Here is a 22,627-nt window from a genome sequence, read left to right as displayed (position 1 = left end):
GGCTTGCTCTCCGCCATTTTGATATTGTTGCTCGGGTTCATCGTCCTTATCGGCGGTGGCGAGTTGCTGGTTCGTGGCGCGGTTCGGGTGGCGGAGCGGGCCGGCATGTCGCAATTGCTGATTGGCCTGACAATTGTCGGATTCGGCACGTCAGCCCCGGAACTGGTGGCCAGTGTCGAGGCGGCGAGGGCCGGGTCGCCCGGCATCGCCTGGGGTAATGTCGTCGGTTCGAACCTTGCGAACAGCTTGCTGATTCTCGGCGCGGCATCGCTGATACTGCCGATGGTCGTTCCGCGCGGGCCGCTATGGCGCGACGGCGGACTGGCGCTGATCGCCACGATTGTGCTGTGGTTGGTTGCGACATCGACCGGCACGACCATCTTGTTCGGATCCGCAATGCTGGCCCTGCTGTGCGGCTATCTCGGCTATGCCTATTGGGCGGAGCGCACCCAGCCGGTTGGCGCCAGCGCGCTGCATGAAAAGGCGGAAAGCCTTGAGGTGACCGACACCCATTTGCATGATGAACAACCGCTCTGGCGGTCGATACTGGTGCTGCTTGGCGGAATCGTGCTGATCGTTGCCGGCGGCCGCTGGCTGGTCGAGGGCGCGGTCGATCTCGCGCGGTTGATCGGGATGAGCGAAGCGGTGATCGGTTTGACGGTCATTGCGATCGGTACCTCTTTGCCGGAACTGGTGACCTCGGTGATCGCCGCCTACAAAGGCGCGAGCGCTGTCGCCTTGGGCAATGTGCTGGGGTCTAACATCTTCAATCTCTTGCTAATCGGCGGCGTGACGGCGGTGATTGCGCCGGGAACCATCCCGCATGAAATCGCCAATTATGGTTTGCCTTTGCTGATTGTGGCTTCGGTCATTCTGATGATTTTTGCGATTACCGGCCGCAGAATCAGTCGTTGGGAAGGCGCGGTTTTGCTGGTGCTCTACCTCGCCCAGCTGATCTACAATGTGGTGGCGGTCTAGGCCGGGGCAGGGTTTCGAAAGTGTCGAAGGACCCGCGCAGGGTTGACATCGATCTTATAATTCGATAATACTAGAAATATGGAAATGATTGATTCTCCCACAGCCGTTCAGGCGCTGTCTGCGCTGGCCCAGGATCACCGGCTCGCCATTTTCCGGCTGCTGGTGCGGGCCGGGCAGTCGGGTTTGCCGGCCGGGGCGATTGCCGAGAAGCTCGATATCCCGGCCAGCTCGCTATCCTTTCACCTGTCGCATCTCAAAAATGGCGGGATGGTCCGCGATGAGCGGGATGGGCGATCGATCATCTATCGCGCCGATTTTCAGGCGATGAACGGGCTGATGGCGTTTCTCATGGAAAATTGCTGCGAAGGGGACAGATGTGCACCCGACGCGGCCCTTAACGAAACAAAGGAATGTCTGTCATGAACCGATTTCATCTCAATTTGAAGGTCGCCGACCTCCAGATATCCCGCGCCTATTATGCCCGTCTGTTCGGTGCACCGCCAACAGTCGAAAAGCCGGATTACATCAAATGGATGCTCGACGATCCGTATATCAATTTCTCGATCGAGCCGACATCGGGCGAAACCGGCATTGCGCATGTCGGCATCGAGGCTTCGGATCCAGCCGCGCTGCAGACCGTCTATGGCCGAATCCAGGACGCGGCCGGCCCCCGGTTTGAGGAAGGCGAAACCACTTGCTGCTACGCCCATTCGGAGAAGAACTGGACCAGCGATCCGGACGGAATCATCTGGGAGGCTTTTCATACTGACGGCGAAACCACCGACTATGACAAGGTGCCGGACCTGGCCGGTGCGGAAGGCAAGGCGCGCGCGCCGGAACTATGCTGCAACTGACCCGGATTGAATAATGTCAGGCTATTCGATGGCCCAGCGGCTGAGTGCCGAGGCCCTGGGCTCTTTCTTCCTGTTCGCCACCGTGATCGGTTCGGGTATCATGGGTGATACGCTCTCCGGCGGTAATGTGGCCATCGCGCTGCTGGGCAATACGCTGGCCACCGGGGCGATCCTGTTCGTGCTGATCACGCTGTTCGGGCCGGTGTCCGGCGCGCATTTCAATCCGGCGGTTTCGCTGGTGATGGTGCTCCGCAAGGATCTGAGTGCGCGAGAAGGGCTTTGGTTCCTGCTGGCGCAGCTGGCGGGCGGCATTTTGGGGGTGTGGGCGGCGCATGTGATGTTTGACTGGACAGTCTTCGAGCTCAGCCAGAAAGCGCGCAGCGGAACCGGTCAGTGGCTCGGGGAAGCCATTGCCACATTCGGGCTGATCCTCACGATCCTCGGCACATTGCGATCACGACCCGATTGGGTGGCCCCTGCGGTCGGGCTCTATATTTCGGCCGGCTACTGGTTCACCAGCTCGACCAGCTTTGCCAATCCGGCAATTACGGTCGCGCGATCCCTGTCCAACAGTTTTGCCGGCATCGCTCCGCTCGATGTTGCGGGTTTTGTGCTTGCCCAGCTGACCGGAGCGGTGCTCGCCTGGTGGATTGCCCGCTGGATATTCGAAGTCCCGCAAAAGGCCGCAGAATAAGAGATTGCAAATTCGGGAATCAGTCCTTAAGTACAGCCCATCCCAACATTGTGAGATTTGACGGGGCTGGCGCCGAACGGGGCCGGTGGCCAAAGGTCTTGCAGCAATAATGGAACTGATTTGAGCGATCTGAATGCCATCATCAAGCTGATTGAGCCCGAGGCTACGGCCCTGGACTTTGCCTTGGTGCGCGTGCAGTTCGTTTCCGGCGCGGACGAGCCGACCTTGCAGGTCATGGCAGAGCGTCCGGAAACCGGTCAGTTGAATATCGATGATTGCGCCGCGCTGTCGCGCCGCATTTCTGCGGTATTTGATGCGCTCGAGGAAGAAGGCCGTGATCCGATTGATCATGCCTACCGGCTCGAAGTCAGCTCGCCGGGCATTGATCGGCCGCTGACCCGGGCACAGGATTATGTGAACTGGGTCGGTCACGAGGCGCGGATCAATCTGATTGACGCCGTCTCGGGCAAAAAACAGCTGCGCGGCTTGCTTGCCGGCCTCGAAGGTGAGATGATACAGATTGAGGACAGGAAGAACGGGCGACAGGAAACTCCAATCTCCAATGTCCACAGCGCAAAGCTTATTTTGACCGACGCCCTGATCGCAGCATCCATCCCGGTTTCAGCGGACGGCGCCGACGAGATTGAAGAAGATACTCTAGTAGAAGAACAGGAAGACTAATCATGGCCAGTGCTATTTCAGCCAATAAAGCCGAGTTGCTCGCAATTGCCAATGCCGTTGCCACGGAGAAGATGATCGACAAGGCGATCGTCGTCGAGGCGCTCGAAGAGGCAATTCAGAAAGCCGCCCGCGCGCGCTATGGCGCTGAAAATGACATCCGCGCGAAGCTGGATGTGCAGACCGGTGATCTCCGGCTGTGGCGGGTTGTTGAAGTCGTCGAAGAAGTTGAAGACTATTTCAAGCAGGTCGACCTCAAGCAGGCCGAGAAGCTCGAAAAAGGTTCGAAAGTGGGTGACTTTATCGTTGACCCGCTACCGCCGGTTGATCTCGGCCGGATCGATGCCCAGTCCGCCAAGCAGGTGATTTTCCAGAAAGTGCGGGATGCCGAGCGCGAGCGCCAGTTTGAAGAATTTAAGGACCGGGCGGGTGAAATCATCACCGGCGTGGTGAAGTCGGTGGAATTTGGCCATGTCGTCGTCGATCTTGGCCGCGCCGAAGGCGTGATCCGCCGCGACCAGCAAATCCCGCGGGAAGCCGCCCGCGTCGGTGACCGCGTCCGCTCGCTGATCATGAACGTCCGCCGCGAAAATCGCGGCCCGCAGATTTTCCTGTCGCGCGCCCATCCCGATTTCATGAAGCTTCTGTTCGCGCAGGAAGTCCCTGAAATTTACGACGGCATTATCGAGATCAAGGCCGCAGCCCGCGATCCGGGCAGCCGCGCCAAAATTGGTGTGATCAGCCAGGACAGCTCGATCGATCCGGTTGGCGCTTGTGTCGGCATGAAGGGTAGCCGAGTGCAGGCTGTCGTGCAGGAAATGCAGGGCGAGAAAATCGACATCATTCCCTGGTCCGACGATATTGCGACCTTCGTGGTCAACGCGTTGCAGCCAGCAACGGTCAGCCGCGTGCTGATCGACGAAGAGGAAGGCCGCATCGAAGTGGTTGTTCCGGACGATCAGCTCAGCCTCGCCATTGGTCGTCGCGGCCAGAATGTCCGTCTCGCGTCGCAGCTGACCGGTCTCGCGATCGATATCATGACCGAAGCCGACAGCAGCGAAAAGCGTCAGGCAGAATTCGCCCTGCGCACCGCAATGTTCCAGGAAGATCTGGACGTCGATGAAACCCTGTCGCAGCTGCTGGTTGCCGAAGGTTTCAGCGAGATGGAAGAAGTCGCCTATGTTGCGCCGGAAGAGCTTTCGAGCATTGAAGGCTTTGACGAAGAGCTGGCCGCCGAACTGCAAAGCCGGGCGCTGGAAGCGCTGGAGCGCCGGGAAGCGGCGGCCAAGGCGGAACGCATCGAACTGGGCGTTGAAGACGCGATTGCGGAATTGCCGCACATGACCGAAGCGATGCTGGTCACGCTCGGCAAGGCAGGACTGAAAACGCTCGACGATGTGGCCGATCTGGCGACCGACGAGCTGGTCCTGAAACGCAAATCGGAACCGCGCCGTCGCAATGACAATCGCAAGCCCGAGCCGGATGGTGTTCTCGCCCAATATGGTCTGACCGAAGACCAGGGCAACGAGATCATCATGGCCGCGCGGGCCCACTGGTTCGAAGATGAAGACGACGCGCCGGCTCCGGCCGCTGCAGCAGAAGACGGGGAGGACGCAAATGCGGAAGCTCCCCAATGAGACGCCTGCTCAATCAGTAGAAGGCGTACCGCACCGTAAATGTATTCTGACTGGGGATTCCAATCCCCAGCAGGATCTGGTGCGTCTGGCACTCGGTCCCGATGGGCAAATTGCACCGGACGTGCGCGCCAAGGCGCCGGGTCGCGGCGCGTGGATTGGCGTCGACCGGCGCGCACTGGAAGCCGCGCAGGGGAAAGGCCAGCTCAAGGGCGCTTTGTCTCGGGCGTTCAAATCCGGGCAGCTCGATATTCCCGATGACCTGCCATTGCGGGTTGAATTGGCGCTGGAACGCGCCACATTAGACAGGCTTGGCCTGGAAGCTCGTGGCGGGACCTTGCTAACCGGCTCCGAAAAAATCGAAACAGCGGCGCGCCAGGGCGATCTCGTCATGTTGCTGCACGCAGCGGATGCCGGTCGCGATGGCAATGCCAAGCTGGACCAGGCGTGGCGGGTCGGCAGCGACCGGGAAGGTCAGGATGTCCGCGGAATGATATTGCCGGTAGACCGGCAGGGGCTTTCTGTGGCATTGGGCCGGCAGAATGTCGTGCATATCGGAATAACCGACAAGCGCGCAGCGGGGCGAATTTCGCATAGCCTGGAGAGATGGCGCCACTTTATCGGTTCTGGTAAAGGGAACGATGAAGACGAGAAGAAAGTTGCCTGAGCGGGATTAAGTACGTGAGGCAACAGTTTGAAGTATATATATTTTAAGGATTAAGTCTGTTCGATGAGTGAAGATACAAAAGATACGCCAAAACCCGCACGCAAGCCCTTGGGGTTAAAGCGTTCGGTCGAGCCTGGCGAAGTCAAACAGACGTTTAGCCATGGGCGCACCAACAAGGTGGTCGTCGAGGTCAAGCGCCGCAAACTGGTGGGCAAGCCCGGTGCACAGGAAGCGGCCAAGGAAGTCGTGCCGGAAACCCCGGCCCCGGCCCCTGCGCCGGTTGAAGCCAAAAAACCGGCACCGGCACCCAAGCCGAAACAGGAAGACGTGCTGACGCGTCAGGAAAAACAGGCCCAGCTGCTGCGGGAAGCCGAAGAAGCGCGCCTGCAGGCGATGGAAGAAGCGCGCAAACGCGATACCAAAGCCAAGAAAGATCAGTCCGCGGAAGAGAAAAAGCGCGCGGAAGAAAATCGCAAGGCTGAAGAAGAGGCCGCGAAAAAGGCACAGGAAGAAATCAAGGCTGCCGAAGAAGCCGCGGCCGCATCGGTGGCAGAGGCTGCGGAAGCGGCTGAAGCCGCAGAAGCAAAGCCGGCAGCGACAGCAGACAAACATCCGCCCGCGCGCAAATTCACGCCTGTGGAAGCGCCCAAACGGCCGGATACAAAAGCCAAGCCGAAAACCGGACGCAGCGATCGCAATGACCGCCGCCAGTCGGGCAAGCTGACCGTCAACCGCGCGTTGCGCGGCGAAGACGGTGCGGCGCGTGCCCGGTCTCTGGCCGCTCTGAAACGGGCGCGCGAGAAGGAAAAGCGGGCTCAGATGTCAGGTCAGCCGCGCGAACCGCGTGAGAAGCAGATTCGCGACGTCATCGTTCCGGAAGCGATTACCGTGCAGGAACTGTCGAAGCGGATGGGTGAAAAAGGCGCGGATCTGGTCAAATCCCTGTTCAACATGGGATCCATGGTCACCGTCAACCAGACGATTGACCAGGATACGGCAGAATTGCTGGTCGAGGAATTTGGCCACAATATCCAGCGCGTTTCCGAAGCGGATGTCGAAATCGATACCGAGAAAGATGTCGATCCGATCGAAACCCAGAAACCGCGCCCGCCAGTGGTGACGATCATGGGTCATGTCGATCATGGCAAGACGTCGCTGCTCGATGCCTTGCGCGGGACGGATGTCGTCGGCGGCGAAGCCGGCGGCATTACCCAGCATATCGGCGCCTATCAGGTCAAAATGAAAAATGGTGAAAAGATCACCTTCCTCGATACGCCGGGCCATGAAGCCTTTACCAGCATGCGGCTGCGCGGTGCCAATGCCACGGATATCGTGATCCTGGTGGTGGCAGCGGATGATGGTTTGATGCCGCAGACGATTGAAGCGATCAACCACACCAAGGCGGCGGGCGTGCCGATGATTGTGGCGATCAACAAGATCGACAAGGATGGCGCGGATCCGACCACCGTCCGCACCCGCTTGCTCGAACATGAGGTCATTGTTGAGGCGATGTCCGGTGACGTGCAGGATGTCGAGGTTTCGGCGCTCAAGAAAACCAATCTCGAAGAATTGATCGAGAAAATCCATCTCCAGTCCGAATTGCTTGAACTCAAGGCCCGCCCGGATCGTCCGGCCGAAGGCATTGTGATCGAAGCCAAGCTGGACAAGGGACGCGGACCGGTTGCCACTGTTCTCGTTCAGCGCGGCACGCTGAAGCGCGGTGATATTTTTGTTGTGGGTTCTCAAACCGGTAAAGTCCGGGCGATGATCGACGACAAGGGCAGCCAGCCCAAGGAAGCGGGACCGTCGGTTCCGGTTGAAGTCCTTGGTCTTTCCGGTGTGCCCTCGGCTGGTGACAAGCTGACCGTGGTCGAAAATGAAAGTCGGGCACGGGAAGTGGCGTCCTATCGGGCCGAGCAGGAAAAGCTGCAACGCACGACCCAGGCGCCAACCTCGCTCGAGAATATGTTCTCTGCGGCGGCCGACAGCGCGGTGGAATTCCCGCTGCTGGTCAAGGCCGATGTCCAGGGCAGCACCGAAGCAATTGTGCAGGCGCTGAACAAGATTTCGAACGACGATATCAAGGTTCGCATATTGCACAGCGGTGTCGGCGCGATTACCGAGTCCGACGTCACCCTGGCCAGTGCCAGCAAGGCGCCGATTATCGGCTTTAATGTGCGCCCCAATGCCAAGGCGCGCGAAATTGCCAAGCGCGATGGCGTGCGGCTGAAATATTTCGATATCATCTATGATCTGACCGACGATATCCGGGCGGAAATGGCCGGAGAACTCGGTCCCGAGAAGATCGAGAATGTCATGGGCCGGGCCGAGGTCAAGGAAGTGTTCAAGTCCGGCAAGAAGGACAAGGCGGCCGGTCTGCTGGTTACCGAAGGATCGCTCCGCAAAGGGCTGTTCGCGCGGCTTACCCGCGAGGACGTCATTGTCAGCGCCACGACCATCGCGTCGTTGCGCCGATTCAAGGATGATGTCGAGGAAGTCCGCGCCGGCATGGAATGTGGTGCGGTGCTGGAAGACACCAATGACATCAAACCCGGTGATATGCTCGAAGTCTTTGAAGTCGAAGAGAAAGAACGCATTCTTTAGCCAGAAATGATGACCAGAGATCACAAGTTGACCAGCGAACAATCACAGCCGGAGCAGGAGAGGACTCGCCCTCCGTGTTCTGAATCCCTTGATGCAGAAGTGACTGAGGCTGATTTTGAAACCGGATCCATAAAAATCAAGTTTGTGGCTCCGGTTGAATTTACCAGTCCGCGTGGCTCTATTCAGGGGGATTCGTCGCGGCGATGATTGACGAAGCCATAGGCGTTCCCGTTCTAGTCAAGTCCAATGGAAAACTGGCACCGCTCACTCTCGAACTTAACTTGACGTATCTTCAGCCAGTTATGCCTGGCAGGGTTTTCGGAGCAGGGCAGATAGTAAAAATGGGACGCAATATCGCATTTACTGAAGCGCAGCTTTTTAACGAGGAAGGGGATTTGTTGGTCAAAGCTACTGCAACATCCAAATTGACCCCAATATCTGAATAATGGCGAAATATAACGACACATCTCCTGAAGGCCGGTCGGTGCGGTTGCTCCGCGTCGGCGAGCAGGTGCGGCATATCCTGTCCGAACTGCTGATGCGCGGGGAGGTTCACGATGACGTGCTGACATCCCATAGCGTTAGCGTGACCGAGGTGCGCATGTCCCCGGATTTGCGCCATGCGACGGTGTTCGTGAAGCCCTTGCTCGGCGCCAATGAGGCGGATGTGCTCCAGGCGCTGAAGACCAACACCGCCTATTTCCAGAAGGAAGTGGCGGGCCGGGTGAAGATGAAATATGCCGCGAAGCTCAAATTTCTCGCCGACGAAAGCTTCGACGAAGCGGCGCATATCGAAAATCTGCTGAGCAATCCAAAGGTTGCCCAGGATCTGGATGACCGCGAGAGCGGGGAATAGCATTTTCACCCTTTCGCCATCCTGTTCTTGATTCAGGATCTTATTGCGGCTCTTATGGCTGCCGGAGATCCTGAAAGCCGTTCAGGATGACGGGTGCAAAGACGGAACATGGCCAAACTCTATTTCTACTACAGCTCGATGAATGCGGGCAAATCGACCACCTTGCTGCAAGCCGATTTCAACTATCGCGAGCGCGGCATGCACACGATGTTGTGGACGGCGGTGCTGGACGACCGGGAAGATGCCGGCTGGATCAATTCGCGGATCGGGCTGAAAAAGAAAGCGCATCTGTTTGACGGATCGACCGACATGCTGGTGGCGATCAGCCAGGAGCATGAGGCGAATAAGCTCGATTGCGTGCTGATCGACGAAGCGCAGTTCATGACCAAGGATCAGGTGTTCCAGCTGGCGCTGGTGGCCGACCAGCTCCGCATTCCGGTGCTGGCTTATGGTCTGCGCACGGATTTTCAGGCGGCCCTGTTTTCCGGCAGCGCCCAGTTGCTCGCCATCGCGGATGAACTGGTCGAGCTGAAGGCGGTGTGCGAATGCGGCAGCAAGTCGACGATGAACATGCGGGTCGACAGCGAAGGCAATCCCGTTCTCGCCGGACAGCAGACCGAAATTGGCGGCAATGAACTTTATGTTGCGCTGTGCCGCAAGCATTTCATGGAAAAGCTCAATGGCTAGAGGGTTTCCGGATCTGGAAACGGTTCTGGAAGAAACACCGGTGCGGCTCGAGCCTCTGGCCGCACAGCATATCGAACCGCTGCGCGCGGCCTGTGCCGAAGATCAGGACATCTGGGATATTTATCCGGTTTCAATGCTCGACGCGCATTTCGACAAGGCAATGAAAGCCTTTCACAGCACCGATAGCTGGGTGCAATTTGCGGTCATCGACATGACCAGCGAAAAACTGGTCGGGATGAGCAATTATATCAATCCCGACCCCCAGACCAAAGTCACCGAAATTGGCGGCACCTATATCGCGCCTTCAGTTCGCGGCAGCGGCTTTAACGATGTCATGAAGAAACTGATGATCGATCATGCTTTTGCCTGCGGCTACACCCGGATCGAATTCCGGGTCGATACCCGCAACAAGCGATCCATGGCGGCGGTCCTGAAGCTGGGCGCCAAGCATGAAGGCACGCTGCGCAAGAACCGCATAACATGGACTGGCTATGTTCGTGATACGGCTGTATTCGGGCTCCTCAAAGAGGAATGGACGGGCTGATTATGGCAGACGATGTGAATGGCTGGGTGCAGTCTGCTGACGCGTGGATGGCATCCATGGGCGACACCGGCGACTGGGCGCGACGGACGTTTCTCGATGCCGCGATGGTCGAGCGCGCCACGGCCATCGGCGGCCGGTTTCTCGACGTCGGGTGCGGGGAAGGACGGTTCGTCCGCATGCTTCAGGACCGTGCCATGTCCGGGACCGGCATTGACCCGGTCCCCGGATTGATCGCTGCGGCGCAGAGCCGTGATCCCGCTGGTGACTATGCCATCGGCTATGGCGAAGACCTGTCCTTTGCCGATTCCAGTTTTGACTTGGTTATCAGCTATTTATCGTTGATTGATATCGAAGATTATCGCGCTGCAATAGCGGAAATGACCCGGGTGACAAAACCCGGCGGTGCCATCCTGATTGCCAATCTGACCAGTTTTTTCACCGCTGGCCGGTGGAACCGCGGTCTGACTGGTGCGGCGAAAAGCTTTCAGTTGGATCATTATGCTGAAGAGCGCGCAACACGAGAACAATGGGCCGGGATCGATATTCTCAACTGGCATCGGCCGCTCAGCGCCTATTTTGAAGCTTTTTTGGGCCACGGCTTGCAGCTGACGCATTTTTCGGAGCCTACGCCGCCACCGATCGACGATCCGAAACATGACCGCTACACGCGCGTCCCCGGTTTTCTGGTGATGGAATGGAAAAAGCCGCTGTGACCAGACCCCATGGCTGGATCATCCTCGACAAGCCGCTGGAGCTGGGGTCGACGCAAGCGGTTGGCGCAGTCAAACGCAATCTGCGCGAAGCGGGGTTGCTCGGCAAAGGCAAAAACAAGCTGAAAGTCGGCCATGGCGGGACGCTCGATCCGCTGGCAACCGGGGTTTTGCCGATTGCGCTCGGAGAGGCGACCAAACTGTGCGGGCGGATGCTGGATGCATCCAAAATCTACACCTTCACCATTGCGTTCGGCGCAGAAACCGAAACGCTGGATGTCGAAGGGGCGGTGACCGAAACGTCCGATCATCGGCCCAGCCTTGCCAAAATCGAGGCGATATTGTCGCAGTTTACCGGGCCGATCGAGCAGATTCCGCCAAAATATTCGGCGCTGAAGATTGATGGTAAGCGGGCCTATGATCTGGCGCGGGCGGGTGAAGAGGTCGAGATGACAAAGCGGGCAGTGGAGATATATTCCCTGGAAATTCGTCATCCTGAACTTGGTTCAGGATCCAGAGCATCAAGCACAACCGGTAGCGAAACATCACCCCGGATTCCGGATCAAGTCCGGAAAGACGTGGTGCAAGAAGTGACCCTCACCGCCAATGTTTCCAAAGGCACCTATATTCGCTCTCTCGCCCGCGATATTGCGCGGGCTTTGGGCACTGTCGGGCATGTGTCGATGCTGCGGCGAACAAAAGCCGGTCCATTCTCGCTAAAACAGGCGATTTCGCTGGACAAACTCAATGAAATTGGTAAGGGCGCGGACATTGAAGATTATCTCTTGCCACTCGAGGCAGGGCTGGACGACATCCCGGCTTTTGACCTCACTTCTGATCAGGCGAGACTGCTTCGGCAAGGCCAAGTGCTGGACGAACGGGAAATGATCGGGAACCCCGCTATCAACGGGACGTTTCTGGCTACTGAGGATGGTTCCCCGGTAGCATTGGCAGAATCTGTTGATGGGATCGTCAAGGTCGTTCGCGGGTTTAACTTGTAAGATGTTCGAAGGAAAAAAAGACTATGACTATTACCGCTGAAAAAAAGCAGGAACTGATCAAGAAATTCGCGCAGAGCGAAGGTGATACCGGTTCCCCGGAAGTCCAGGTTGCTGTGCTGACAGAGCGCATCGTGAACCTGACAGAGCATTTCAAAGGCCATCACAAAGACAACCACTCACGCCGTGGCTTGCTGATGATGGTGAACAAGCGCCGGTCTTTGCTGGACTATCTCCGCAAGAAAGACGCTGGTCGCTATTCGAAGTTGATTAAAGACCTTGGTCTTCGGAAGTGACGCAATCGTTCGGCCCGCTTTTGCGGGCCGATTACGTATTGGGTCATCCCCGCGCAGGCGGGGATCCATCTCTAGCTGGTACCGATAGGCGCTAGTTCAGGAGATAGGCCCCCGCCTTCGCGGGGGCACGAGTAAGGCATATTTTCACAATAAGGTGAGGATGGCCAAGAAAAGGAAGCGCTAATAGCTTCCAACCGCTGTTCAGCCGGATTGCTGGACAAACAAGAAAGCCCCCGCACTGCATAGGGCAGGCGGGACAAAGGAAAACAAGAATGTTTGATGTAAAGAAAGTTGAAATGGAGTGGGGCGGAGAAACCCTCACCCTCGAAACGGGCCGTATTGCCCGTCAGGCTGATGGCGCGGTTCTCGCGACCCTCGGCGAAACGGTTGTGCTCTGTGCAGTCACCGCCGCCAAATCGGTACGCGAAGGACAGGATTTCTTTCCGCTGACCGTCCACTATCAGGAAAAATTCTCAGCCGCCGGTCGTATTCCAGGCGGCTTTTTCAAGCGCGAAGGCCGTGCGACGGAAAAGGAAACGCTGACATCGCGTTTGATTGACCGTCCTTGCCGTCCGCTGTTCCCGGAAGGGTTCTACAACGAAATCAACGTCATCTGTCAGGTGCTGAGCTATGACGGTGTCAACGAACCCGATATCCTGGCAATGGTTGCAGCATCAGCTGCTTTGACCATCTCCGGTGTGCCGTTCATGGGCCCGATTGGGGCCGCTCGCGTTGGTTACAGCGAAGGCGAATATCAGTTGAACCCGTCGATGGACGAAGTCGCTGAAGGCGAACTCGACCTGGTTGTTGCCGGCACGCCTGGTGCGGTGATGATGGTGGAATCGGAAGCACAAGAGCTGTCCGAAGACGTCATGCTTGGCGCCGTTCAGTTTGCCCATGACGCCTGCAAGGACGTTGCTGGTCTGATTATCGATCTCGCCGAACAAGCCGCCAAGGAACCTTGGCAGCTCGACGCCGGCGACGACAATAGCGATATCAAGGAAGACCTGCGCAAGCTGGTTGGCGACGATATTGCCGCCGCCTACAAGCTGACCGACAAATCAGAGCGTAGCGACGCGCTGAATACGGTCCGCGAGAAAGCCAAAGAAAAATATGCCGAAGAAGATGGCCAAACCCAGATGACCGCCGGCAAGATGGTCAAGAAGCTGGAAGCGGAAATCGTACGCGGCGCGATCATCAAGGACGGTACCCGTATTGATGGCCGTAAGCTGGATCAGGTTCGCCCGATCGAAGCCATGGTTGGTCTGCTGCCCCGGACCCACGGGTCTTCGCTGTTCACCCGCGGTGAAACGCAGGCGATCGTGACCACCACTTTGGGTACCAAAGATGCCGAGCAGATGATCGACGGTCTCGACGGTCTCAGCTACAGCAACTTCATGCTGCACTATAACTTCCCGCCTTATTCGGTTGGTGAAGTGGGTCGCTTCGGCTTTACCAGCCGCCGCGAAACCGGTCACGGCAAGCTCGCTTTCCGTGCGCTGCGCCCGGTATTGCCAACGGTTGAGGACTTTCCTTACACCATCCGCGTGCTGAGTGACATTACCGAGTCCAACGGTTCGTCTTCGATGGCAACCGTTTGTGGCGGTTCACTGGCGATGATGGATGCCGGTGTGCCGCTGGCGCGTCCGGTTTCCGGTATTGCCATGGGTCTGATCCTCGAAGGTGAAGATTTCGCTGTTTTGTCCGACATTCTCGGCGACGAAGATCATCTCGGCGACATGGACTTCAAGGTTGCGGGTACCGAAAAAGGTATCACCTCCCTGCAGATGGACATCAAGGTTGCGGGTATCACCCAGGAAATCATGAAGTCTGCTCTGGAACAGGCGAGTGGCGGTCGTGCGCACATCCTTGGCGAAATGTCCAAGGCGCTGAGCGGTGTCCGGACGGAAATGTCGGAACATGCCCCCCGGATCGAAACGATGCAGATCAACAAAGAGAAGATCCGCGACGTTATCGGAACCGGCGGCAAGGTCATTCGCGAGATTGTTGCGGAAACCGGTGCGAAGGTCGACATTGATGACGAAGGCCTGATCAAGGTTTCCTCTTCGGACAAATCCCAAATTGCTGCAGCCCTGAAATGGATTGAAGGCATTGTGGAAGAAGCCGAAGTTGGCAAAATCTACGACGGCAAGGTCGTCAATCTCGTCGACTTTGGCGCATTTGTGAATTTCATGGGCGGCAAGGACGGTCTCGTCCACGTCTCTGAAATCAAGAATGAGCGGGTCGAGAAAGTCGCGGACGAACTGAGCGAAGGACAGGAAGTCAAGGTCAAGGTTCTCGAGATCGACCAGCGCGGCAAGGTGCGCCTGTCGATGCGGGTCGTCGATCAGGAAACCGGTGAAGAGCTGGAAGACACCCGTCCTCCACGCGAAAGCAAACCACGCGGCCCACGTCGTGATGGCGGCGGTGGCGGTCGTGGTCGTGGTCGTGACGGCGGTGGACGCGGTCGTGGTCGCAACAATGACGGCGGCGGCGACAACCAGGGCGGCGGCGATATTCCGTTGCCGGGTTCGATCACCGAAGACTAGGTTCGGATCGCTTCAGATAAAGAAAGGGCCTCGGGAAACCGGGGCCCTTTTTTGTGGCTAACCGGCGTCCTGGGCCGTTTCCTTTTCCGCGAGGCGGGCGAGATAGCCGTGGACCGCCTGGATCACCACCGATCCTTCGCCGACGCCGGATGCCACGCGCTTGACCGAGCCGGAACGGACATCGCCAACCGCGACAATGCCCGGACGACTGGTCATATAGGGGCTTTCCGTCGGTTCCCCCTGACAGTCGCTGCCGGTGCGGATAAATCCGCCTTCATCGAGTTGCAGGCAATCGCCAATCCAATCGGTATTGGGCACGGCGCCAATCATCACGAAAACATTCCGGATCGCGCGATCCTCGATGCCGTCCGGACCTTTCCAGCGCAGGGACTCCAGGTGGGTATCCCCGATCAGCTCGGTAATCGCCGTGCCAAATCGGATGGCAACCTTGGGCGAGGCTTCGAGCCGGTCGATCAGATAGCTCGACATGCTGGCGGCCAGCGAGTCGCTGCGGATCAGCAGGTGGACATGTTTGGCGGTTTGGGCGAGGAACATCGCCGCTTGTCCGGCGCTGTTGCCGCCGCCGACCACGGCAACCTCTTCGCCTTCGCAAAGCTTCGATTCCATCGCGGTCGCCGCATAATGAATGCCTTGCCCCTCAAATTTTTCGTCATTTTCAAGATTCAGTTTTCGGTAGCTGGCGCCGGTGGCGATGACCAGCGCCCGGGCGCAGACCGCTTCATCGCCTTCCAGTCTGATCTTGTTATAGGTGCCGTCGCAATCCAGACCGGTCGCGTTGCGCGAGATGGCCAGTTTGGCACCGAATTTCTGCGCTTGAATCTGCGCCCGTCCGGCGAGGGCCTGGCCTGAAATGCCGGTCGGAAAGCCCAGATAATTCTCGATCTTGGAGCTGGTGCCGGCTTGTCCGCCCGGCGCCAGTTTCTCGATGATGATCGTTTCGAGCCCTTCTGATGCGCCGTAGACCGCCGCCGCCAGTCCGGATGGTCCCGCCCCGATGACCGCCAGATCATAGACATGATCCGGGTGCAATTCCTCGGTCAGGCCCAGCGCGTCGGCGAGCTGTTTGTCGGTTGGCGCTTTCAGCAGATCCCCGGACGGCAGAATTACCACTGGCAGATCGGCGCGCTCGATGCTGAAGCCTTCCATCGCGGCGGCGCTGTCCTCGTCGGCGTCGATATCGATCATCCGGTGCGGATAGCCGTTGCGGGTCAGGAAGCGGTCGATTTGCAGGCTGGCGCCGTCCTGTTTCCGGCCGACCACGGTGACGCCGCCTTGAACATGCTGGATCAATCCGACGCGGCGCAATATGAACGCCCGCATGATGATCTCGCCGATATCCGGCTCCGCGACAACCATTTTGCGAAAGTCGGGGCGCTTGAACCGCAGCACTTCGGTTTGGCCCGAAGCGCGGCCGCTAACCAGAATCTCCCGGTCGTTGAACAGATCGAGCTCGCCGGTAAACTGGTGGCGCTTGTGCGTCGTGAAGACATTGGCCTCGCCATTGTCATTGGTATCGAATATCTCCACCGCGCCGGACAGGATGATGAAAAAATCGACGCTGCGCTGCCCGCGTTCGAACAGCAATGCGCCGTCCCGAAAAGTTTCCGCATCACAAAAGGGCTGGATTCGCGCCAGTTGTTCGTCGGTCAACGTCGGGAACGTCTGTTGCTCGCGTTCATAGGGATCCGCGCCATCGACACGGGGCACGCCGCTGTTGTTCTCTGCGGGGAGCGGGGGAGATGAGGTCATTGGATCATTCTGATCGTTCATCCTGCAGATAGCAAGGCCCCGCTATTCTCGCGACGAATTTAGGCTTTTGGTGCTATCGCCCGGAAACAACTATTGGCGTGCCGGAGATAAGCGGTTAAGGGAACAGCTATGAAAAACACGATCATTCGAGCCGCTCTGCTGGGCGTGTGCCTGACTTCACTCTCTGCCTGCGCCGCTTTGGGCGGCGGCGGCAACCGGGGAGCCGATACGCGCTATGTCGCGCGCGACGTCAACACCCTGTACAATGCCGCCAAGGATCGCCTCGACCGCGGCCAGTACAAGATCGCGGCCGCCCTGTTCGACGAGGTCGAGCGGCAGCATCCCTATTCGCCCTGGGCCCGCCGGGCGCAGCAGATGAGTGCGTTCAGCTATTATGTCGCTGGCGACTATAACAAGGCGATCGAATCCTCGCGCCGGTTCCTGTCGATCCATCCGGGCAACAAGGATGCGCCTTATGCCTATTATCTGATTGCGCTCAGCTACTATGAGCAGATCAGCGATGTCACCCGGGATCAGAAGATTACCGAACAGGCGCTGGCCACGCTGGGCGAAGTGGCCCGGCGCTATCCGAACACGCGCTACGCCGCCGACGCGACGCTGAAGATGGATCTCGTCAACGACCATCTTGCCGGCAAGGAAATGGAAATTGGCCGCTTCTATCAGCGGCGCGGCAAATGGCTCGCAGCGACGATCCGGTTCCGGACGGTGATCGACAAATATGACACCACCACCCATAGCGCCGAGGCGCTGATGCGCCTGACCGAATGCTATCTGGCTTTGGGAATTCCTGCAGAAGCGAAGAAATCCGCGGCCGTGCTCGGCGCCAATTATCCGGGTTCGAAATGGTATGAGCGCGCCTATGATCTGGTGAAGAAACACGGCGCGACCTGATCCGCTTCTCACCAGCCGGGAAATAGTGCCAGCCAAAGCGCTTTGTAGCGTTGCAGCCGGAACTATCGTCATTTAAGAGAGGGCTGTGCTGCAGTCCTTATCCATTCGCGACATTGTATTGATCGAAGCGCTCGACCTCGAGTTCGGGTCCGGCTTGTCGGTGCTGACCGGCGAAACCGGTGCGGGCAAGTCGATCCTGCTGGACTCGCTCGGCCTGGCCCTGGGCAGCCGGGCCGATAGCGGCCTGGTGCGCCAAGGCACCGCCAAGGCGCAGGTCATAGCGAGCTTCGACCCGCCGCCACCGGGCAGCAATCTGGCGCGGCGCTGGATGATAATGATATTGCGATTGATCCGGGCGAACCGCTGATCATCAAGCGATCGGTCAAGGCCGACGGGGGCAGCCGGGCGCATATCAATGACCAGCCCTGTTCCGCCGCTTTGCTGCGGGAAATCGGCGGCCAGCTGATCGAGATTCATGGCCAGCATGATGACCGCGGCCTGATCAATCCGAAGGGCCACCGCGCCTTGCTTGATAGCTTTGCCGGCGTGGATCCGGCGCCAACCCGCCAGGCCTTTGCCGAATGGAAAGCCGCCGCAGATGCGCTGGAACAGGCGAAGGACGATCAGGAGGCCGCCGAACGGGATCGCGATTTTCTCGAGCATAGTGTTGCCGAGCTGTCAAAATTTGCACCGCAACCGGGGGAAGAACAGGAACTGGCGCTGGAACGCGCCACCATGATGAAGGGCGAAAAGCTGACCGGTGATCTCGAAGCGATCCGTTCGGCCTTTGACGGATCCAATGGCGGGCTCGCCTCGTTGCGCGCGGCGGCGCGCCGTCTCGACCGGATTGGCGACGAACATCCGATGCTGGCCGAGGCCTTGGGCGCGCTGGATCGGGCGATTATCGAAGCCAGCGATGCCGAGGAAAAGCTGACCGATGCGGCGCATGCGCTGAGCTTTGACCCGCAGCGGCTCGACGATATGGAAACCCGCTTGTTCGATCTGCGCGGTCTTGCCCGCAAACACCGGGTCGAGGCTGAACAATTGCCGGAATTGCTGGCGACGCTGGAAAAACGCTTGCTGGCGATCAGCGATGGCGGCCAGTCGCTCAAACAACTGGAGGCAGATCTGGGGCAAGCCAAAGCCGCCTATGTGTCGACCGCCACCGCGCTACGCGACCGGCGCGTGAAAGCGGCCAAGGCGCTGGACAAAGCGGTGGCCGGCGAGCTGGTGCCGCTCAAACTGGATGCCGCCAGCTTCAAGACCCTGATTGAAGAAGTGCCCGAAGAGCGTTGGAATCAAAACGGAATGGACCGGATTGAATTTCTGATCTCGACCAATCCCGGTGCCCCGCTGGCGCCGCTCGGCAAGATTGCTTCGGGTGGCGAGCTGTCGCGTTTCATCCTCGCGCTCAAGGTTGCGCTGGCGGAAGAAGGCGGCGCCAAGACGATTATTTTCGACGAGGTTGATCGCGGTGTCGGCGGCGCGGTCGCGGCCGCGATTGGCGACCGGCTGGCCCGGCTCTCCGATGGCGCGCAATTGCTGGTTGTCACCCACAGCCCGCAAGTCGCGTCCAAGGGCAAGGCGCATATGCTGATTAACAAAAGCTCCGACGGCACGGTATCGCGCACCGATGTCAACGCGCTCGACAAGGACGGCCGCCGCCAGGAAATCGCGCGGATGCTGTCGGGCACCGATGTCACCGATGAAGCGCGGGCCCAGGCGGATCGTTTGCTGGAGGGGGTTTGATGGACATCTCCGAAGCGGAAGCGGCCAACGAACTTATGCGCCTCGCGCGCACCATCGCGAAACATAACACGCTCTATCACGCCGAAGACACGCCGGAAATAACGGACGCGGACTATGACGCTTTGGTGCGCCGGAACACCGCTCTGGAAGAGGCTTTCCCGCATCTGGTGCGGGACGACAGTCCCAACAAACTCGTCGGCGCCGCGGTCGCGGCCTCGCCGCTGTCCAAGGTCACCCACGAGCAGCGGATGATGAGTCTCGACAACGGCTTTTCGGACGAAGATATCGCCGAATGGCTGGCGCGGGTGCGGCGTTATCTCAATCTGCCGGAGGACGCGGAAGTCGCGGTGACCGCAGAGGACAAGATTGACGGCCTGTCTTGCGCGTTGCGCTATGAAAAGGGCGAACTGGTGCTCGCCGCCACCCGCGGCGATGGCCAGATCGGGGAAGATGTGACCGCCAATGTGCGGATGATCGCGGATATTCCGCAAACGCTGTGCTCCCGCGAAGGCGGGGACCCATCTCCCGGCGGTTCTGTCGACGCGCCGACAGGAGATAGACTCCCGCCTTCGCGGGAGCACAATGTTCCCGATGTCTTCGAAATTCGCGGCGAGGTCTATATGGCCAAGGCCGATTTTGATGGCCTCAACACGCGCCTGATGGAAGAAGGCAGGGCGGATGCAGCGGCGAAAGGGATCGATTTCGATCCTGAAAAAATCCGCCAATTTGCCAATCCGCGCAATGCGGCCGCGGGATCCTTGCGGCAAAAAGATGCGCAGGTCACCGCGCAGCGGCCGCTGAAATTCTGGGCCCATGGCTGGGGCGTGGCCAGCGCCTTGCCGGCCGATACCGCCTATGGGGTGATGCAGGCCATTGCGCGCTGGGGGCTGCCGCTATCACCGCTGGTGCAGCGGTTCCAATCGCTGGATACCATGCTCGCCCATTACCGTCATATCGAAACCGAACGGGCCGACCTGCCTTATGATATTGACGGCGTGGTCTACAAGGTCGACCGGCTCGACTGGCAACAGCGTCTTGGTTTTGTCGCCAAGGCACCGCGCTGGGCGCTGGCCCACAAATTTCCCGCCGAACAGGCGCAGACAACGCTCGAAAGCATTGATATTCAGGTTGGCCGCACCGGCAAGCTGACGCCGGTCGGACGGCTCAAGCCGGTGACCGTCGGCGGAGTGGTGGTGTCGAATGTCACGCTCCATAATCGCGACGAGATTGAACGGCTGGGTGTTCGTCCTGGCGACCGTGTGGTGATTCAGCGGGCCGGGGACGTGATACCGCAGGTGGTTGAAAACCTGACCCGCGATGAAAAGCGCGAGGCCTATATCTTTCCCGAAAAATGCCCGGAATGTGACAGCGAAGCGGTGGCCGAGGAAGGCGAGGTCGATGTCCGCTGCACCGGCGGCCTGATCTGTCCGGCGCAGCGGTTCCAGCGTCTGGCCCATTTTGTGTCGCGCCCGGCGCTGGATATTGATGGTCTCGGCGAAAAAAGCATCGCCGAATTTATCGCTGCCGGCCTGATCGAAAGTCCGGCCGATATTTTTCGCCTGAAAAACCACCGCGCAACGATATTGGCGCGCGAAGGCTGGCAGGAAAAGTCTGTGGATAATCTGTTGGCGGCTGTGGAAAACAAGCGTTCGGCTGACGCGGCACGGTTCCTCTTCGGTCTGGGTATCCGGCATATCGGCGCGGTCACCGCGCGGGATTTGCTCAAGAATTTCGTCACTTTGGCGCGTGTGGCGGAAATCGGTATCGCCGCCCGGGACGACGAAGCCGTGCGCGACGAGATTACCGCCATTGATGGTGTCGGTCCGACGGTCGCCCAGGCGCTGGCCGACTTCTTTCATGAACCTCATAACCGCGCGGTCTGGGATGATTTGCTCGGCGAGATCATGCCGCCCGATTACATCGTTGAAACCAGAGACAGCGCAGTCGCTGGAAAAACCGTCGTGTTTACTGGCAAGCTCGAAACGATGAGCCGGGACGAAGCCAAGGCCCAGGCCGAAGCTTTGGGGGCGAAGGCCTCGGGCTCGGTAAGTGCGAAGACCGACTTGCTGGTGGCCGGGCCGGGGGCCGGGTCGAAAATGAAAAAAGCCGCCGATCTCGGCATTGAAGTGATCGATGAAGCCGCCTGGGCGGACATTGTGAAAGCGGCGGGTTAAAAGGCTTTGCGGGGGTAATGGTGGCGAAGAAAAGTAACATATTGAAACAGCTCGCCAAGGATCTCGAGGCGCCGCCGGAAGTGCGCCGCTTTGGCAGCGGTTGGCTCGCGGGTTTTTTCGCCGTGGTGATGGCAATCGCTGGCCTCGGCATGGTCATTACCTTGCGCTTCCCCGAATGGTTTGCGACACCGGAATTGCAGGCAGTCAAGGACTGGTCGGGCTTTCGCGGCGCGGTGCATCTGTTGCTGCTCGGGTCTTATGCGCTGGCCTTGCTCAGCTTGCTGTTGCGGCCACGCAAGGCGTTGGGTTTTGTGGCGCTGGCCATCGGGATTACCGCTGCTTTTCTTGGCGGTGCCAACGTCCAGCCAGAGGATACGCGCAGCTGGGGCATATTTTTCGGGCTCGATTTTTTCATTGTCAACATGGTGGTGACGGGTCTGATGTTCGCACCGCTCGAACGGCTGGTGCCGCACAAGCGCGCCCAGCGGCTGTTCCGGATCGAATGGCGGGAAGACCTGTTCTATTATCTGATCAGTTCGATGATGGTGCAGGCGCTAACCTTTCTCGCGCTCGCGCCGTCCAATGCGCTGGTCGCCAATACCAACAGCTGGGATGCCTTCCGCGCCGCGGTTGCCGGGATACCATGGCTCTTGCAGTTCATCATCGTGCTGATCCTCACCGACCTGGTCCAATATTTCTTTCACCGCACATTTCACCGCTGGCCGTTTCTCTGGGGGTTCCATGCAGTCCATCACTCGTCCAAGTCGATGGACTGGCTGGCCGGTGCGCGGATGCACTTTATCGAGATCATCCTGCTGCGCGGGATCACGTCGCTGCCGATGATGACGCTGGGCTTCAGTCCGTCGGTGCTGCAAGCCTATATCGCCTTCGTCTATATCTACTCGTCCCTGCTGCACGCCAATATCAAGGGGGATTTCAACTGGCTCGGCCACTGGATTGCGACGCCGCGCTTTCACCACTGGCATCATGGCCTGGAGCGCGAAGCCTTTGATGTGAATTTCGCGATCCATTTTCCGTGGATCGACAAGTTATTTGGCACCTTCTACCTGCCGCCATCAAAATGGCCGGCGGGCTATGGGATCCCCGAAGACGTGCCAAAAGGTTATCTCAAGCAATTCGCCTATCCGTTGACCCGCAAGAAACCGGATTATGGCGCGGATGACAGCCTTGGGTGATCCGGGCAATAATGACGCTAGCTGGCGCAGCGCGTTGATCGTTTAATAATCAGGACGGTTGACGAGATCCCCCAATC

At 58.8% G+C, this 22,627-nt stretch carries 20 protein-coding genes and 1 pseudogene; 20 read left to right on the top strand and 1 reads right to left on the bottom strand.

Translation table 11 applies throughout. The features are described 5' to 3' along the window. Positions 1-3: 3 nt before the first annotated feature. From ACZ1GS_RS11115 to pnp, 16 genes are all read left to right on the top strand, one after another. Positions 4-978, top strand: coding sequence for a calcium/sodium antiporter (locus ACZ1GS_RS11115; protein WP_472695253.1), 975 nt, complete (start codon positions 4-6; stop codon positions 976-978). 84 nt (positions 979-1,062) lie between these two features. Beyond that, positions 1,063-1,401: an ArsR/SmtB family transcription factor gene (locus ACZ1GS_RS11110; protein ID WP_472695252.1), complete on the top strand. Its 339-nt coding sequence runs from the start codon at positions 1,063-1,065 to the stop codon at positions 1,399-1,401. After that, the gene (locus ACZ1GS_RS11105; RefSeq protein ID WP_472695251.1) at positions 1,398-1,832 is read left to right on the top strand and encodes a VOC family protein; all 435 of its coding nucleotides are present in this window, start codon (positions 1,398-1,400) and stop codon (positions 1,830-1,832) included. The genes ACZ1GS_RS11110 and ACZ1GS_RS11105 overlap by 4 nt, the downstream gene beginning before the upstream one ends. A gap of 13 nt (positions 1,833-1,845) precedes the next feature. Then, the gene (locus ACZ1GS_RS11100) at positions 1,846-2,526 is read left to right on the top strand and encodes an aquaporin (RefSeq protein WP_472695250.1); all 681 of its coding nucleotides are present in this window, start codon (positions 1,846-1,848) and stop codon (positions 2,524-2,526) included. 120 nt (positions 2,527-2,646) lie between these two features. After that, entirely contained in the window at positions 2,647-3,207 is a 561-nt protein-coding gene (gene rimP / locus ACZ1GS_RS11095; RefSeq protein WP_472695249.1) for a ribosome maturation protein RimP, read from the top strand. 2 nt (positions 3,208-3,209) lie between these two features. Further along, entirely contained in the window at positions 3,210-4,841 is a 1,632-nt protein-coding gene (gene nusA / locus ACZ1GS_RS11090; protein WP_472695248.1) for a transcription termination factor NusA, read from the top strand. Continuing rightward, positions 4,822-5,505 carry a DUF448 domain-containing protein gene (locus tag ACZ1GS_RS11085; RefSeq protein ID WP_472695247.1) on the top strand — a complete coding sequence of 228 codons (684 nt, stop codon included), beginning with the start codon at positions 4,822-4,824 and terminating at the stop codon, positions 5,503-5,505. The genes nusA and ACZ1GS_RS11085 overlap by 20 nt, the downstream gene beginning before the upstream one ends. A gap of 63 nt (positions 5,506-5,568) precedes the next feature. Continuing rightward, positions 5,569-8,109: a translation initiation factor IF-2 gene (infB, locus tag ACZ1GS_RS11080; RefSeq protein WP_472695246.1), complete on the top strand. Its 2,541-nt coding sequence runs from the start codon at positions 5,569-5,571 to the stop codon at positions 8,107-8,109. A gap of 203 nt (positions 8,110-8,312) precedes the next feature. Further along, entirely contained in the window at positions 8,313-8,555 is a 243-nt protein-coding gene (locus ACZ1GS_RS11075; RefSeq protein ID WP_472695245.1) for a PaaI family thioesterase, read from the top strand. Beyond that, positions 8,555-8,965, top strand: a complete 411-nt coding sequence (rbfA, locus tag ACZ1GS_RS11070; RefSeq protein WP_472695244.1) for a 30S ribosome-binding factor RbfA — start codon at positions 8,555-8,557, stop codon at positions 8,963-8,965. Before ACZ1GS_RS11075 ends, rbfA begins: the two co-directional genes overlap by 1 nt. A 108-nt stretch (positions 8,966-9,073) precedes the next feature. Then, positions 9,074-9,652 (top strand): thymidine kinase, encoded by a 579-nt coding sequence (locus ACZ1GS_RS11065; RefSeq protein WP_472695243.1) that lies wholly within the window; start codon positions 9,074-9,076, stop codon positions 9,650-9,652. Beyond that, a complete protein-coding gene (locus ACZ1GS_RS11060) occupies positions 9,645-10,196 on the top strand; it encodes a GNAT family N-acetyltransferase (protein ID WP_472695242.1) in 552 nt (183 codons plus the stop codon). The genes ACZ1GS_RS11065 and ACZ1GS_RS11060 overlap by 8 nt, the downstream gene beginning before the upstream one ends. Before the next feature lie 2 nt (positions 10,197-10,198). Continuing rightward, positions 10,199-10,909, top strand: coding sequence for a class I SAM-dependent methyltransferase (locus tag ACZ1GS_RS11055; protein ID WP_472695241.1), 711 nt, complete (start codon positions 10,199-10,201; stop codon positions 10,907-10,909). Continuing rightward, complete coding sequence (gene truB / locus ACZ1GS_RS11050; RefSeq protein ID WP_472695240.1) at positions 10,906-11,907, top strand: tRNA pseudouridine(55) synthase TruB; 1,002 nt, start codon at positions 10,906-10,908, stop codon at positions 11,905-11,907. The genes ACZ1GS_RS11055 and truB overlap by 4 nt, the downstream gene beginning before the upstream one ends. Before the next feature lie 23 nt (positions 11,908-11,930). After that, complete coding sequence (gene rpsO / locus ACZ1GS_RS11045) at positions 11,931-12,200, top strand: 30S ribosomal protein S15 (RefSeq protein WP_472695239.1); 270 nt, start codon at positions 11,931-11,933, stop codon at positions 12,198-12,200. Between the two features lie 272 nt (positions 12,201-12,472). Then, the gene (gene pnp, locus ACZ1GS_RS11040; protein ID WP_472695238.1) at positions 12,473-14,749 is read left to right on the top strand and encodes a polyribonucleotide nucleotidyltransferase; all 2,277 of its coding nucleotides are present in this window, start codon (positions 12,473-12,475) and stop codon (positions 14,747-14,749) included. A gap of 57 nt (positions 14,750-14,806) precedes the next feature. Here the strand turns inward: pnp and ACZ1GS_RS11035 are convergent, their stop codons facing one another. Then, the gene (locus tag ACZ1GS_RS11035) at positions 14,807-16,519 is read right to left on the bottom strand and encodes an FAD-dependent oxidoreductase (RefSeq protein ID WP_472695237.1); all 1,713 of its coding nucleotides are present in this window, start codon (positions 16,517-16,519) and stop codon (positions 14,807-14,809) included. Between the two features lie 129 nt (positions 16,520-16,648). Here ACZ1GS_RS11035 and ACZ1GS_RS11030 point away from each other — a divergent pair, with 129 nt between their 5' ends. From ACZ1GS_RS11030 to ACZ1GS_RS11015, 4 genes and pseudogenes are all read left to right on the top strand, one after another. Next, complete coding sequence (locus ACZ1GS_RS11030; protein ID WP_472695236.1) at positions 16,649-17,431, top strand: outer membrane protein assembly factor BamD; 783 nt, start codon at positions 16,649-16,651, stop codon at positions 17,429-17,431. Positions 17,432-17,516: 85 nt separating this feature from the next. Further along, a pseudogene (gene recN / locus ACZ1GS_RS11025) lies at positions 17,517-19,180 on the top strand (DNA repair protein RecN). Beyond that, on the top strand, positions 19,180-21,354 hold the full coding sequence (gene ligA / locus ACZ1GS_RS11020; RefSeq protein ID WP_472695235.1) for an NAD-dependent DNA ligase LigA: 2,175 nt from the start codon (positions 19,180-19,182) through the stop codon (positions 21,352-21,354). Before recN ends, ligA begins: the two are co-directional and overlap by 1 nt. 17 nt (positions 21,355-21,371) lie before the next feature. After that, positions 21,372-22,550 (top strand): sterol desaturase family protein, encoded by a 1,179-nt coding sequence (locus ACZ1GS_RS11015; RefSeq protein ID WP_472695234.1) that lies wholly within the window; start codon positions 21,372-21,374, stop codon positions 22,548-22,550. Positions 22,551-22,627: the final 77 nt, after the last annotated feature.

This window comes from Parasphingorhabdus sp. W113 (genome assembly GCF_055693205.1).
The sequence above is the reverse complement of the archived record's forward strand: the minus strand, read 5'-3'. Positions and strand labels throughout refer to the sequence as shown.